We start from the raw sequence: 13,761 nt of genomic DNA, 5'->3' as shown, positions 1-13,761 counted from the left end.
TCCTTAAAGACTGTTGATCAGGGTGGCGAAGGTTTCCTGGGCCGCCTTGATGATCTGCGACGACGCGGTGTAGTACTGCTGGAACTTGACCAGGTTGCCGGTCTCTTCATCGATCGACACACCCGACAGGCCGTTACGGCTTTCCACTGCCGAGGCATGCAAGGCAGTGGTGGCATCGCTGTCCATCTGCGCTTGGCCGGCCTTGCCGCCAACGTTGGATACCAGCTTGGCGTAGGCATCGGTGAAGCTGATGCCCTTGCCGTTGGCGCCAACCTCGACCGTGGACTTGGTCTGCAGGTCGATCACCGACAAGGCGTTGCGGTTGTCTGCCGAACCTGCGCCGGTCAGCCCCACGGTATAGCTGTCGCCGTTCTTCGGCGCGCCGGAAACGCTCATCTCGAAGGTGAAATTGCCGCCCAGCGAATTGCCACTGCCATCGACCATCGGCACCGACAGCTGCAACTTGTTCTCCTGGCCCGGCACGATGGTACCGCTGCCGATCTCGGTACCCTTGGCGTCGTACATCTTGTAGGCCTGGGGCGAACTGGTGTCATCGCCGAACACCAGCTTGACCGGGGTCGAATACTTCAAGCCAGCCTGCAATTGCGAACGCTGGGCGGCATCGTAGATGTCCATCTCCGAGGTCAGCGTCGGCTGGGTGATGACGCCGGTACCTTTGTTGCCCGATCCGCTGGTGGCGGTCAGTGGCGAAGCCAAGGCCAGGCGCTTCGGGTCGGTCAGGACAGTGTCGATGCCGGCGGCAGCATTGCGGGTCGGGGTGATCTTGAAGCTGTCGCCAGCACTCAGGCCGCCACCATTGAGTGACAGGGTGAACCCGTCGATCACCGGAGGCGGCGTGTCGGTGAGGTCGAAACTGCCCATGTCGGTGCCTTCCGGCAACTTGCGCACGCCGTAGCCAGTGGCGCTGGTGAAGGTCACCTGGTAATCGCTGGTGCTGAGCTTGCCGGTGTCCTTGATGGTCACATCGAGGTTACCGGAGCCGGCGCTGTTGCCGGTCTTGGCGACACTGCGCTGGCTGATGGCCGCGGCGCTGTTGATATCGCCGAACAGGGTGGCACCGAAGTCACCGTTCTTGTCGATGCCCTGGGCCAGCTGGCTGTTGATCGCATCGGCTACTACCAAGGCCACGCGACCGAGCTCGTTGAGCGCCGGGTCGAGGGTATCCTTGCGGTAGCGGATCAGGCCGCCGAGCTCACCACCGGTCGTGGTGCTGGTGATGTCCATCTTGGTCGAGCCGCGATTGAGGATCAGGCTCATGCGGGTCGGGTCGGTGGCGCTCGGCTGCACGCCGATGGTCTGGGTGGTGTTGCCCAGCACCAGGGCCTGGCCGTTCTTCAGGTAGATGTCGTAGTTGCCGTTCTTCTGCTCTACAACGTCGGCACCGATCAGCGCCGACAACTCGCGCACCGCGCCGTCGCGCTGGTCGAGCAGGTCGTTGGGCTGGCCATTGACGGCCGTCATCTTGGAGATCTGGCCGTTGAGGTCGGCAATCGACTTGGTCAGCGCGTTGACCTTGTCAGCGATCGACGCCATGTTGGCATTGATGTCGCTGTTCTGCTGGTTCAACTGCGCCGACAGGGTGTTGAAGCGCTTGGCCAGGGACTGCGCGCTGGTCAGCAGCAGTTGGCGCGAGGCGTCCTCGGTCGGCTTGGCCGCGGCATCCTGCATGGCGCTGAAGAAGCTTTTCAGTGCAGCGGTGATACCGGTGTCGCTGCTCGACAGGGCGGTATCCAGCGGCGTGATCTGGTTCAGGTACGAGGTGGCATCGCTGCTCAGCGAGGTGGTGCTGCGCAGCTGGTTCTCGAGGAACGCGTTATAGACCCGGCGCACATCCGCCAGGGTAGTACCGCTGCCGATGAACACCTGGCCGACTTGCTGCCCGCCCTTGGTCTTCTGCACGTTCTGCTGGCGCGAGTAGCTTTCGACATCGGCGTTGGCGATGTTGTTACCGAGGGTGTACATCCCCGATTGCGCGGCGCCAAGCCCCGACATACCAATGTTGATCAGACTCGCCATGGTTCCATGCCCTTAAAGTTTCGTTGCGGTACCGAGCATTGCGTAGTGCTCGTACGACTTCATCTGTCTTGCGATCTGCGAGATCTTGCTGGCGTAATTCGGGTCGGTGGCGTACCCGGCCTTTTGCAACTCTTGCACGAACTGTTCTGGTTTATCGGCGGCCTTCACCGCATCTTGATAGCGCGAATTGTTCTGCAGCAGGCTGACCAGGTCGTGGAAGCTGTCCTGGTAGGAATCGTAGGAACGGAACGCCGCCGTCTCCTTGACGAACTGGCCATCGCGGAACTCGCTGGTGATCGCCCGCGCCTCGCCGCCTTCCCAGTTGCCGGTTGCCTTGATGCCGAACAGGTTGTGGCTGCTGCTGCCATCGGTGTTGCGCATGACCGACTTGCCCCAGCCGGTTTCCAGTGCGGCCTGCGCCACCAGATAGCGCGGGTCGATACCGATGCGCTTGGCTGCCTGCTCGGCCATCGGCAGCATGGTGGCGACGAACTCGTCGCTGTCGGCAAAGGCTTTTTTCGGTGCCAGCGGTGGCTGGGCCACGGCGCGCCCGAGGATGCGCAGGCCGTTGTCCGGCACGGCGAAGGCCTTGGCCACTTGCTGGCCGTCACGGGCCGGCACGGCTGCGGTATTGGTGCTGGCCGCCGACGGCACGATGCCGGCCATCAGGCGGTCGGTGAGCTTGCTCGGCAGCGCCAGGCGTCGCGAATTGAGCGCGGCGACGTCGTTGCGGGTGGCAGTCGACTGCGCGGCATGCACGGGCTCGGCCACCTTGTTGCCCCACAGCGTCGGGGCATTGCCCTCGATACGCGGAAACGGGCTGGTGTTGGCCGGTGTGCCCTTGTTCTTCGACAGCTGGCGCACCAGTACGTCCTGCAGCCCGATGCCGCCACCTTCGCGGGACATGCTCACGGCCAGCTGCTGGTCGTACATGTCGCGGTACTGCTTCACCGTTTCGGTGTTCATCGGGTTGTCATCGGCCAGCACGTCGCTGGCCTTGCGCGAGGCCTTGAGCATTTCGCTGATGAACAGCGACTCGAACTCCTGGGCCACCTTGCGCACGTTGGCGTCGCTGTCGCGGTCGCCATGCTTGAGCGAGCTCAGGCGGTTGAGGTCGGTGTAGGCGCCGCTGTCGGCGCTGCCGGAAACCAGGCTTTTGCTGTTCATGCGCGCCGTCCTCAGATCACGATCAGGTCGGCCTGCAGGGCGCCGGCCTGTTTCAGGGCTTCGAGGATGGCCATCAGGTCGCTGGGCGCTGCGCCCACCTGGTTCACCGCACGGACGATTTCATCCAGCGTGGTGCCCGGGCCGAACTTGAACATCGGCTTGGCTTCCTGCTCGGCGTTCACCCGCGAGCGCGGCACCACGGCGGTCTGGCCATTGGAGAACGGCCCCGGCTGGCTGACGATCGGGTCTTCGGTAATGGTCACGGTCAGGCTGCCGTGGGTCACTGCGGCCGGCGACACCTTGACGTTCTGGCCGATGACGATGGTGCCGGTGCGCGAGTTGATGATGACCTTGGCGACTGCCTGGCCCGGGTCGATCTCGAGGTTCTCGAGGATCGACAGGTAGTCCACGCGCTGGCTCGGGTCCATCGGCGCAGTGACCCGTACCGAACCGCCGTCCACGGCCTGGGCCACGCCCGGGCCGAGCAGGTCGTTGACCTTGTCGACGATGCGCTTGGCAGTGGTGAAGTCGGGGCGGTTGAGGTTCAGGGTCAGGCTGTTGCCCTGGTTGAAGCCGCTCGGCACTGCACGCTCGACGGTAGCGCCGCCTGGGATACGACCGGCCGACGGAACGTTGACGGTGATCTTCGAACCGTCACGGCCCTCGGCATCGAAGCCGCCCACCACCAGGTTACCCTGGGCCACGGCATAGACGTTGCCATCGATACCCTTGAGCGGGGTCATCAGCAGGCTGCCGCCGCGCAGGCTCTTGGAGTTACCGATCGAGGACACGGTAATGTCCACTACCTGGCCCGGCTTGGCGAACGCCGGCAGGTCGGCATGCACCGACACTGCCGCAACGTTTTTCAACTGCACGTTGCCGGAGCCGGCCGGCACCTTGATGCCGAACTGCGACAGCATGTTGTTGAAGGTCTGCAGGGTGAACGGCGTCTGGGTGGTCTGGTCACCCGTGCCATTGAGCCCCACCACCAGGCCGTAACCGATCAGCTGGTTGGAGCGCACGCCAGAAATGCTGGCGATGTCCTTCAGGCGCTCGGCCTGGGCGCCGAAGGCACAGGACAGGAGCAGGGTTGCGGCAATCAGCTGCCTCACGTTGAACATGGTCATCCGTACTCAGAAAGGCCAAAGCGGGCTGATGAAGAAGCGGTCCAGCCACCCGGGCTGGCTGGCATCGGCGAACGAGCCGGTACCGGAATAGGTGATGCGCGCGTCGGCCACGCGAGTGGACGGCACGGTGTTGTCGGTGGCGATGTCGTCGGCGCGGATCATGCCGGCAATGCGCACCAGCTCTTCGCCGGTGTTCAGGGTCAGCCACTTCTCGCCGCGCACGGCGATGATGCCGTTGGGCAACACTTCGGCCACGGTCACGGTGATGGAACCGGTCAGGGTGTTGCCCTGAGTGGCCTTGCTGTCGCCCTTGGTGGCGCGCTCGCCGCTGTAGCCGGCCTCCAGCGACAGGTCACCGCTGCCGAACGGGTTGTTGGTGTTCGGCGTAGTGCCGAACAACGATGTCAGGCCGATGTTGGCGTTGCTGTTTTTCTGGATCTGCGAGCCGGCGTTCTTGCTGGCCGATGTGCGCTCGTTGAGGGTGATGGTGATGATGTCACCCACCCGGAACGCCTTGCGGTCGCTGTACAGGTTCTGCTCGAAGCCGGCCTGGTAGATCGAACCGTTGTTGGCCGCTGCCGGCAACGGGGTGCGCGGCAGTACCGGCGCGTAGTACGGGTCGTTGGGCTTGGGCGTCGGCGCGACGCAACCTGCCAGCAACACCGCCCCCCCCAGGGCGAAAACGGACAACAGACGATTCATGACGCTTACCTCACGGGTGCAACGGAGTGACGGGGTTAGAGCTGCCTGCTTCAGAGCTGTTGAGTAACGAACGACAGCATCTGGTCAGCGGTGGAAATGACCTTGGAGTTCATCTCGTAGGCACGCTGGGTGGTGATCATGTTCACCAGCTCTTCCACGGTGCTGACGTTGGAGTTTTCCAGGGTCTGCTGCAGGGTGGTGCCGAAACCGTTCAGGCCCGGGGTGCCGACTTGCGGCGCGCCACTGGCGGCGGTTTCGAGGAACAGGTTGTCGCCAATCGCCTGCAGGCCGGCCGGGTTGATGAAGTCGGCGGTCTGGATGTTGCCGATCACCTGCGCAGCCGGGTTGCCGGCGGTGGTGATCGACACGGTGCCGTCCTGGCCGACGGTGAAGGTCTGCGCGTCGTTCGGCACGACGATGGCAGGCTCCAGCGCGAAGCCGTTGGCGGTGACGATCTGGCCGTCGGAGTTCAGGTGGAAGGTACCGTCACGGGTGTACGAAACGGTGCCGTCCGGCTGCAATACCTGGAAGAAACCACGGCCATTGACCGCCATGTCCAGCGGGTTTTCCGTGGTCTGCAGGCTGCCGGTCTGGAAGTTCTTCTGGGTGCCGACAATGCGCACACCAGTACCGACCTGCAGGCCGGAAGGCAGCTCGCTGTCCTGGGTGGACTGCGCGCCTGGCTGGCGTTTGATCTGGTACAGCAGGTCCTGGAATTCGGCGCGATCACGCTTGAAGCCAGTGGTCGAGACGTTGGCCAGGTTGTTGGAGATGACCGTCAGGTTGGTGTCCTGGGCGGACAGGCCGGTTTTAGCGACCCAAAGAGCCGGAAGCATGTAAGTTCTCCTCGTGCGCCTGTTTTACGGCACCCGTTCAAAAGTGATTAGCCGATTTGCAAAACACGCGCCATGGCTTCGTCGCCTTCCTTGGCCGCGTTCATCATCTTGACGTGCAGTTCGAATTGACGGGACAGCGCCAGCACCGAGGTCATTTCTTCCACGGCGTTGACATTGCTGCCTTCCAGGAAGCCCGACACCACCCGCACGTTGACGTCGGCGTCTGCCGGTTGGCCGTCGCGGGTATGGATCAGGCCATCCAGGCCCTTGGTCAGGCCTTTGGTATCGGGGTTGACCAGCTTGATGCGGTCGACTTCGGCCATCACGCGCGGGTCTTCCCCCATGGAGCGGATGCTGATGGTGCCATCGGCGCCGACTTCGACCTTCTGCTCTGGCGGAATCGCAATCGGGCCGCCATTGCCGATCACCGGCATGCCGTTGCCAGCACGCAGCACACCGAGGGCATCGATGTTCAGGCTACCGGTGCGCACGTAGGCTTCACTGCCATCGGGCGCCTGCACGGCGATGAAGCCCTTGCCGGTCACCGTCACATCCAGATCGCGGCCGGTTTCAACCATCGGACCTTCGCTGAAGTCGGTGGCCGGGCGCTCGGTCATGGCAAAGGCGCGCGACGGAAAGCTGTCGCCGAACACCGGCATCGAGCGAGCCTGCTCCAGGTCTCGCTGAAAACCGTTGGTGGAAATGTTCGCCAGGTTGTTGGCGTGCGCCTTCTGCGCCAGCGCATTCTGGCTGGCACCGGTCATGGCCACGTAAAGCATCTTGTCCACAGTCATCCTCCATTGCACTGGCGGTCGTTTGCCGCTCGCCGTTGCTATGCGAGCTAGAAAGCAAGTTCCGAACCAACTTTGCGAAATCATGAAAAAGCCCGTGGATACGGGCTTTTGGAGGCCTTGCTCAAGTCGCGAACGCCGGTTATCCGGCGCCGGGCTGCCGATGGCGGCAAACTTGTACCGGCCTCTTCGCAGGTAAACCCGCTCCCACAGGGACCCCACCAGCTGAAGGAGTGCGTCATACCTGTGGGAGCGGGCGCGCCCGCGAACACCGGCGCAGCCGGTGCCATCTACCGCGTCGCCTGCTTCGCGGGCATGCCCGCTCCTACAGGGACCCCACCAACTGAAGGAATGCGCCATACCTGCGGGTTTACCCGCGAAAGGCCGGTACCGGCTTCATCAAGGCTCGCGGCAACCACCATTGCTGTAGGGGCCGGCGAACTTCTTCCAGCCATCCCCCGGCGGCCATTGCGAGCAGACCAGGCGCCCATCCACCTGGCTTTCCCAGCGCCACCAGGGCGCGGTACCGGCCTGGGCCTGGTACAGGCACAAAGCAGCGACCAATGTGACAACCAGCCTTTTCATGACCCCTCCGGCAAAGACGACGAACCCCTTCATGACAAAGGGGTTCGCCCACACACACTCAGCCAGCGACCATCAGGCCATCTGGATGACGGTCTGCATGATGGTGCTTTCAGTGGAGATAGTCTTGGCGTTCGCCTGGTAGTTGCTCTGCGCCTTGATCAGCTCTACCAGCTCCTGCGTCAGGTTCACGTTCGAGCCCTCCAGCGCGTTGGACTCGACGCTGCCCAGGGTACCTGTCTTCGGCGCATCGATGCCCGGGATGCCGGACGTGTAGGTTTCGGTCCAGCGGGTACCACCGATCTGCTGCAGGCCCTGCTCGTTGGCGAAGCTGGCCAGGGCCACCTGGCCAATGGCACGGGATTGCTGGTTGCTGAAGCTGGCGAACAGCACACCGGTCGAGTCGATGCTCAGGCTCGACAGGATACCGGTCGCGTAGCCGTCCTGGGACTGCGACATGCGCGCGGTCTCGGTGTTGTAGGAGGTAGTGCTGTTCATCGCCAGGCGCATGCCATCGGCATTGCCCACCGCGCCGTTGGAGATCCAGTTACCCGCAGAATCTTCCACCGCCGGCACCCAGCCAGTCATGGTGAAGGTGTTGTTGGTCACGGTGAACGACGAGCCCGCCGGGTGGCCGGTATTGTCCGCAGTCATGCTCTTGACCGAGCCATCGCTGTTGAAGCTGATGGTGCCAGTCAGCGGCACGGTGGAGGATGGGGAAAACGGGTTGCGCCCATCGACCAGGGTGTACATGGTCCACTCATTGGTGCCAGTCTTGCGATAGAACTGCTCCATGGTGTGCTCGTTACCCTGGCTGTCGTACACCTTGGTCGGGAAAGACTTGGTGTAAGTCGTCTGATCGGAAGGATCGAACGGCAGGTTCGGCACCATCACGCCAGTACCATCATCCACTTCCAACGGGATGTCGGCGGCCGAGGAATTCAGGTTGATACCCTGGTCGATCAGCGATGTTGCCTTTGGCTGCAGCGACGACGTATCGATCTGCAGATCGGTGAGCACGCCCTTCTGAATCTTGCCAGTCGAGTCGGCGGCATAGCCCTGCAGGCGCAAGCCGTCCGAGGTAACCACGAAGTTGTCCTTGCTGGCCTGGAAAGCACCCGCACGGGTGTACACGCGCGAGCCGTTATCGGAAAGCACGAAGAAGCCCTGCCCCTGAATCCCCATGTCCAGCACGTTGCCGGTGGTGTTGACGTCACCCTGGGTGAACTGCTGGGAAACCGCTGCCAGGCGCACACCGTTACCCACCTGGTTCTTGCCCACGCCCAGGCGATTGGAACCTGCATAGACATCGGCGAACTCGGCACGCGACGACTTGAAACCGTTGGTGTTGACGTTGGCGATGTTGTTGCCGGTGACATCCAGTTGCTTGTTTGCTGCGTACAGACCGCTAAGGCCGATATTGAAAGACATGAATTCGCTCCTTTTGCCGCTCTAGCGGGCCTTAGATACCGATGGTTTGCACGTCGGAGAGGGACACTTTGCCAACACCGGCGAGGTTGAGCACCATTTCGCCGGCGGCACTGAAACTGACGCTGGTCACCTTGGCTGGCAACAGCGTGTTCATCTGCACCGACTTGCCATCCACCGTGGTGGTGGCAGTGAAGGTGTAAGTACCAGGGTCGACTTTCTCGCCACTGCTGTTGGTACCGTCCCAGATGAAATCGGCGTAACCGGCTTTCTGCTCGCCCAGCTCGATGGTCTTGACGGTATTGCCGTCCTTGTCCTTGATGGTGATCTTCGCTTCGCCGATGGCTTGCGGCACGACGAACTGCGCATTGAAGCTTTCTGCGGTGTCGACCACGGCCTTGTCGTTCTGCACCACCACCGAACGCCCGACCAGCGACGACGCCTGCAGGGCCTGGGACGAGGCCATGGCGCTGGTGATGGAGTTGACCGATTCGTTCAACGAGGTAATGCCTTCCAGGCTGCTGAACTGCGCCAGCTGGGCAACGAACTCACCGTTGTCCTGTGGGTCCAGCGGGTTCTGGTGTTGCATCTGGGTGACCAGCAATTGCAGGAACGCGTCCTTGCCGAGCGAGTCGTTGCCGGTCTTGGAGGCGGTGTCCGTGGTCTTCTTGGTGCTGGTGCCTACACCCGACGCCGCGAGCACGTCGTTGAGGTTCACACCGTTGGTATCGATTGCCATGGTCTGGTTTCCTTATCACTGACCGAGGGTCAGGACCTTCTGCATCATGGCCTTGGCCGTATTCATCAACTCGGCGTTGGTCTGGAACGCGCGGCTGGCGGAGATCATGTCAGCCATCTCCTCGACCACGTTGACGTTCGGGTAGTAGACGTAGCCGTCCTTGTTCGCCGCCGGGTGGTTGGGCTCGTAACGGGCCTCCAGGTTGCTCTGGTCCTCGACGATGCCTTTTACCTGCACGCCCTGCCCTGCCTCGCCCTGGTCTTCGAACAGCGACTGGCTGCCGCCGGCCTGCGCGTCCTGGAAGGTGGTGGCGAACACCGGGTGGCGGGCGCGGTAGGTCTGGTCGATGCTCGAGGACACGGTCTCGGCGTTGGCGATGTTGGAAGCAACGGTGTTCAGGCGCGTGTTCTGCGCACTCATGCCGCTACCGGCAATGTTGAAGACACTGGAAAGGGACATGGTCATTCTCCCCGCAGGGCCGAAACCAGCCCTTTGAATTTACTGTTGAGCAAGGTGAAGCTGGCCTGGAAGCCGACGGCGTTTTCGGTGTAGTTCGATTGCTCGATCTGCGCGTCCACGGTGTTCTGGTCGATCGACGGCTGCGTTGGCGTGCGGTACTTGAGGGTATCGTCGGCCATGGCCAGGCCCTCGGCCTCGATATGGCGGCTGTTGGTACGATCGAGGCTGAAACGGCCGCCACTCTGCTGCTTGTCGCTTTCGGCAGCGAGCACCGAGGCGAAGTCCATGTCGCGCGCCTTGTAGTTGGGCGTGTCGGCGTTGGCGATGTTGTTGGCCAGCACTTCGGCGCGCTGGGCGCGGAAGCCCAGGGCCTTTTCGTGAATACCAAGCGCCTTGTCGAAGCTGATGCTCATGTCGGGGAAACCTTCGGAGGTTGACCGGAATATCGTTGGGCAAGGTATAGCAAGGGCTGTGCCAACCAACAGAAAGCCCGGAAATACGGGCTTGCGGGGCAAGGTGCTGTCAGAGTGATGCCAGAAAAGCGGCAAAGGCCTTCCGCCTTGAGCGGCGAAAGCGGCAATTGCCGGGCGGCAAAAGCGGCAAAACAAAAAATTGACGTCAGTATTTTTCCTGTGCCGGCCTCTTCGCGGGCGCGCCCGCTCCCACCGGTACCGCGCCGGCCTGTGGGAGCGGGCATGCCCGCGAAGAGGCCGGCACAGGCAAACAAAAAGGCCGGCAACTTTCGCTGCCGGCCTTTGTGCTTACTTCGCCTGGTAGATGATCCCCGGGCTGCACTGCACCATCTGGTAATGGTCCGGCAGCCCGTTCAGCGCCTCGGAAGCCCCGAGGAACAGATACCCACCCGGCTTCAACGTACTGTGGATACGCAACAGGATGTCCTTCTTCACCTGCGCCGAGAAATAGATCAGCACGTTACGGCAGAACACCACATCGAACTTGCCCAGGCTGGCATAGCTGTCGAGCAGGTTGAACGAGCGGAACTCGACGCGGCTGCGAATCGCCGGCTTGACCGCCCAACGCCCAGGCCCCTTGGTGTCGAAGTAGCGCTGCAGGCGCTCCTGGGACAAGCCACGGGCAATCGCCAGGCTGTCGTACTCGCCGGTCTTGCAGTTGGTCAGCATGGTGCCGGACAGGTCGGTGGCAACGATCTGCGCGCCCATCTTCAACTGGCCGAGGTTGCTGCGCTCGAATTCGTCGATGGCCATCGAGATGGAATACGGCTCCTGCCCCGACGAACAGGCCGCGGACCACATGCGCAGGCGCTGGCCGGGGTTGTTGCGGATGAACTCGGGGATGACCTTGTTCTTCAGCACCTCGAACGGGTAGGTATCGCGAAACCACAGGGTCTCGTTGGTGGTCATGGCATCGACCACCTGCTCGCGCAAGCCGCCGCGCGGCTGGGCCTGGATGCGCTGCACCAGCTCGCCCAGGCTCTTGATGCCCTGTTGCTCCATCAGCTTGTTGAGACGGCTGGAGACCAGGTACTGCTTATTCTCGCCCAGCAGGATGCCACAGGCTTTCTCCAGGAAGACCCGGAACTGTTCGAAATCCAAATTACCCGTAGACACTACTGCCGCCTCTTTTAAATCACTGGTGCCGGGGGCCTGCCCCCGGCGGCTTCAATGCGTTGCCTTGATCCGGTCGACCACCCGCTGGGCCAGGTCGTCCGGCTTGAACTTGGCCAGGAAGTCATCGGCACCGACCTTCTTGACCATCGCCTGGTTGAACACCCCGGAAAGCGAAGTATGCAGGCAGATGTGCAATTTTTGCATGCGCGGATCGCTGCGGATCTCCGCCGTTAGCGTATAGCCGTCCATTTCCGGCATTTCAATGTCCGAGATCATCATCAGGAACTCTTCTTCCGGCTTCTTGCCCTCATCCACCAGCTGGCGCAGGTAGTTCAGGGCCTGACGGCCATCATTAAGCGCCACCACCTCGACCCCCACGGTCTGCAGGCAGCGGCTGACCTGCTTGCGCGCCACCGACGAATCGTCGACGGTGAGCACCCGCAGCAGCACGGCCTTGTCCTGCACCTCGGCATCGATCACCCCGGCCGACACCGACTCGGACGACGGCGCCACTTCGGCCAGCACCTTCTCCACATCGATGATCTCGACCATGCGGTTGTCCACCCGCGTAACCGCGGTCAGGTAGTGGTCGCGGCCGGTGCCCTTGGGTGGCGGATGGATTTCTTCCCAGTTCATGTTGACGATGCGCTCCACCGAATGCACCAGGAAGCCTTGGGTCTTGGTGTTGTACTCGGTGATGATCACGAAACTGTTGCGCGTGTCTTCCTGCAGCGGCCGCAACCCGGTGGCCATCGACAGATCGAGGATCGGGATGGTCGCCCCGCGAATATTGGCAACACCGCGCACCACCGGGTGCGCCTTGGGCAGCAGGGTCAGCGCAGGGCATTGCAGCACTTCCCTGACCTTGAATACGTTGATGCCGTAAAGCTGCTCGCCATTGAGGCGGAACAGCAGCAATTCCAGGCGATTCTGCCCCACCAGCTGCGTGCGCTGGTTGACCGAATCCATAACACCTGCCATGCCAGACTCCTTTATGTTTCAGCCTTTCGTTGCAACTCAGGTAGCGAGTCGGCACGGGCTTTGCTTTTTTGAGCGCCATGTACACGAAAACGACATTTTTCCGACGATTGACGCGCCTGCTGACTGGCTCGCTGGCCATGCTGTGCCTTCTGGTACCCGGCGTTCGCACGGTAGCGGAAGCGTTTACCTTGCCTGAACAGCTTATCGGTGTCACTCAAGGGTTTCTTGAATTCAGCGTCGAAGATTATCTGGCAACCACCCAGACCGCCGGCCGTTACGAGATCCAGGTCAACCCGCTGGACCCGCGCCTGCGCATGCCGCTGTGCAGCCAGCAACTGGACGCCTCGCTGGAAAGCCCGGCCCAGCCGTTGGGCCGCGTCACGGTAAAGGTGCGCTGCGAAGGCACCGCGCCTTGGACCGTGTTCGTGCCGGCCACTGTGCGGCTGTTCCGCGATGTGGTGGTGGTGACCCGGCCGCTCAAGCGCGACAACGTGGTGGGCGAAGGCGACGTGGCCCTGCGCGAGCGCGATGTCGGCACCCTGGGCCAAGGCTTCTTGACCGAACTGGAGCAGGCGGTGGGCATGAAGATGCTGCGCCCCACGGTGATCGACCAGGTACTCACCCCGCAACACCTGGAACAGGCCGAGGTGGTGCGCAAGGGCGACCACGTGGTGATCATCGCCCGCAGTGGCAGCCTGAGTGTGCGCATGCCCGGAGAAGCCCTGAGCAAGGGCGGCCTGAGCGAACAGATCCGGGTGCGCAACCTCAATTCCAAACGGGTGATCAAGGCCAGGGTGACCGGCCCCGGCCAGGTCGAGGTAAGTATGTAGCCAGCCCATTGATTTGCGCTGGCGGTGAGGAACCGCTTTTCCTAAACTGTGTCAGAAAACGGGTTCGCGAGCTTGCTGACAGGCGGCTATGCATTTGTGCCTAAAGTTTCTTTCGGGTTGGCCGAAAACAAGGCAAGCGTCCAAATACCCAGAGGTTTCTGATCATGGTCATCGACTTCAGTCGTTTGAATAACTCTCCGTCCGTAACGGGCGGCGTGCGCGGCAACACCGCGAACGGCAGCGCCGAAAAACCGGCAGCCAGCCAGGAAGCGGCAACCGCCACCAGCGCCAGCGGAGAAGCGGTACACCTCAGCCAAGAGGCCCAGCAGTTGCAGAAGATCAGCGACAAGCTGCGCGACGAGCCAGTGGTCAACAGTGCCCGTGTGGCCCAGTTGAAACAGGCGATCGCCGACGGCAGCTACCAGGTCGATGCCGGCCGGGTCGCCAGCAAACTGCTCGATTTCGAAGCCCAGCGCTGACCGTTCGGCGCGCT

Annotated in this window: 15 protein-coding genes; 2 read left to right on the top strand and 13 right to left on the bottom strand. The window is 62.4% G+C overall.

Annotation, left to right across the window (positions count from 1 at the left end; translation table 11 throughout):
- Positions 1–3: 3 nt before the first annotated feature.
- The 13 genes from flgK to B2790_RS20660 form a co-directional block, all read right to left on the bottom strand.
- Positions 4–2,037, bottom strand: a complete 2,034-nt coding sequence (gene flgK / locus B2790_RS20720) for a flagellar hook-associated protein FlgK (protein WP_286919637.1) — start codon at positions 2,035–2,037, stop codon at positions 4–6.
- Between the two features lie 12 nt (positions 2,038–2,049).
- Positions 2,050–3,204, bottom strand: a complete 1,155-nt coding sequence (flgJ, locus tag B2790_RS20715; protein ID WP_039612680.1) for a flagellar assembly peptidoglycan hydrolase FlgJ — start codon at positions 3,202–3,204, stop codon at positions 2,050–2,052.
- Between the two features lie 11 nt (positions 3,205–3,215).
- Positions 3,216–4,325 (bottom strand): flagellar basal body P-ring protein FlgI, encoded by a 1,110-nt coding sequence (locus tag B2790_RS20710; RefSeq protein WP_015271237.1) that lies wholly within the window; start codon positions 4,323–4,325, stop codon positions 3,216–3,218.
- 12 nt (positions 4,326–4,337) lie between these two features.
- Positions 4,338–5,033: a flagellar basal body L-ring protein FlgH gene (gene flgH / locus B2790_RS20705; protein ID WP_015271238.1), complete on the bottom strand. Its 696-nt coding sequence runs from the start codon at positions 5,031–5,033 to the stop codon at positions 4,338–4,340.
- Positions 5,034–5,083: 50 nt separating this feature from the next.
- On the bottom strand, positions 5,084–5,869 hold the full coding sequence (flgG, locus tag B2790_RS20700; protein ID WP_015271239.1) for a flagellar basal-body rod protein FlgG: 786 nt from the start codon (positions 5,867–5,869) through the stop codon (positions 5,084–5,086).
- Between the two features lie 47 nt (positions 5,870–5,916).
- Complete coding sequence (locus B2790_RS20695; RefSeq protein WP_015271240.1) at positions 5,917–6,657, bottom strand: flagellar basal body rod protein FlgF; 741 nt, start codon at positions 6,655–6,657, stop codon at positions 5,917–5,919.
- 402 nt (positions 6,658–7,059) lie between these two features.
- Positions 7,060–7,245 (bottom strand): hypothetical protein, encoded by a 186-nt coding sequence (locus tag B2790_RS20690; RefSeq protein ID WP_286919636.1) that lies wholly within the window; start codon positions 7,243–7,245, stop codon positions 7,060–7,062.
- 72 nt (positions 7,246–7,317) lie between these two features.
- Complete coding sequence (gene flgE / locus B2790_RS20685; RefSeq protein ID WP_075045942.1) at positions 7,318–8,673, bottom strand: flagellar hook protein FlgE; 1,356 nt, start codon at positions 8,671–8,673, stop codon at positions 7,318–7,320.
- Between the two features lie 31 nt (positions 8,674–8,704).
- Positions 8,705–9,409, bottom strand: a complete 705-nt coding sequence (gene flgD, locus B2790_RS20680; protein WP_003257261.1) for a flagellar hook assembly protein FlgD — start codon at positions 9,407–9,409, stop codon at positions 8,705–8,707.
- A 15-nt stretch (positions 9,410–9,424) separates the two neighbouring features.
- Entirely contained in the window at positions 9,425–9,868 is a 444-nt protein-coding gene (gene flgC / locus B2790_RS20675; RefSeq protein WP_003257260.1) for a flagellar basal body rod protein FlgC, read from the bottom strand.
- A 2-nt stretch (positions 9,869–9,870) separates the two neighbouring features.
- Positions 9,871–10,281, bottom strand: a complete 411-nt coding sequence (gene flgB / locus B2790_RS20670; RefSeq protein ID WP_015271243.1) for a flagellar basal body rod protein FlgB — start codon at positions 10,279–10,281, stop codon at positions 9,871–9,873.
- Between the two features lie 348 nt (positions 10,282–10,629).
- On the bottom strand, positions 10,630–11,457 hold the full coding sequence (gene cheR, locus B2790_RS20665) for a protein-glutamate O-methyltransferase CheR (protein ID WP_015271244.1): 828 nt from the start codon (positions 11,455–11,457) through the stop codon (positions 10,630–10,632).
- Positions 11,458–11,508: 51 nt separating this feature from the next.
- On the bottom strand, positions 11,509–12,438 hold the full coding sequence (locus tag B2790_RS20660) for a chemotaxis protein CheV (RefSeq protein ID WP_039612677.1): 930 nt from the start codon (positions 12,436–12,438) through the stop codon (positions 11,509–11,511).
- A gap of 77 nt (positions 12,439–12,515) precedes the next feature.
- Here B2790_RS20660 and flgA point away from each other — a divergent pair, with 77 nt between their 5' ends.
- Positions 12,516–13,268: a flagellar basal body P-ring formation chaperone FlgA gene (flgA, locus tag B2790_RS20655; protein ID WP_286919635.1), complete on the top strand. Its 753-nt coding sequence runs from the start codon at positions 12,516–12,518 to the stop codon at positions 13,266–13,268.
- A 164-nt stretch (positions 13,269–13,432) separates the two neighbouring features.
- On the top strand, positions 13,433–13,747 hold the full coding sequence (flgM, locus tag B2790_RS20650; protein ID WP_025340104.1) for a flagellar biosynthesis anti-sigma factor FlgM: 315 nt from the start codon (positions 13,433–13,435) through the stop codon (positions 13,745–13,747).
- Positions 13,748–13,761: the final 14 nt, after the last annotated feature.

It is taken from the genome of Pseudomonas sp. UBA6753 (assembly GCF_002453565.1).
In the GTDB taxonomy this organism is placed as follows: domain Bacteria; phylum Pseudomonadota; class Gammaproteobacteria; order Pseudomonadales; family Pseudomonadaceae; genus Aquipseudomonas; species Aquipseudomonas putida_Z.
This window is presented reverse-complemented; position numbering and strand designations above follow the sequence as displayed.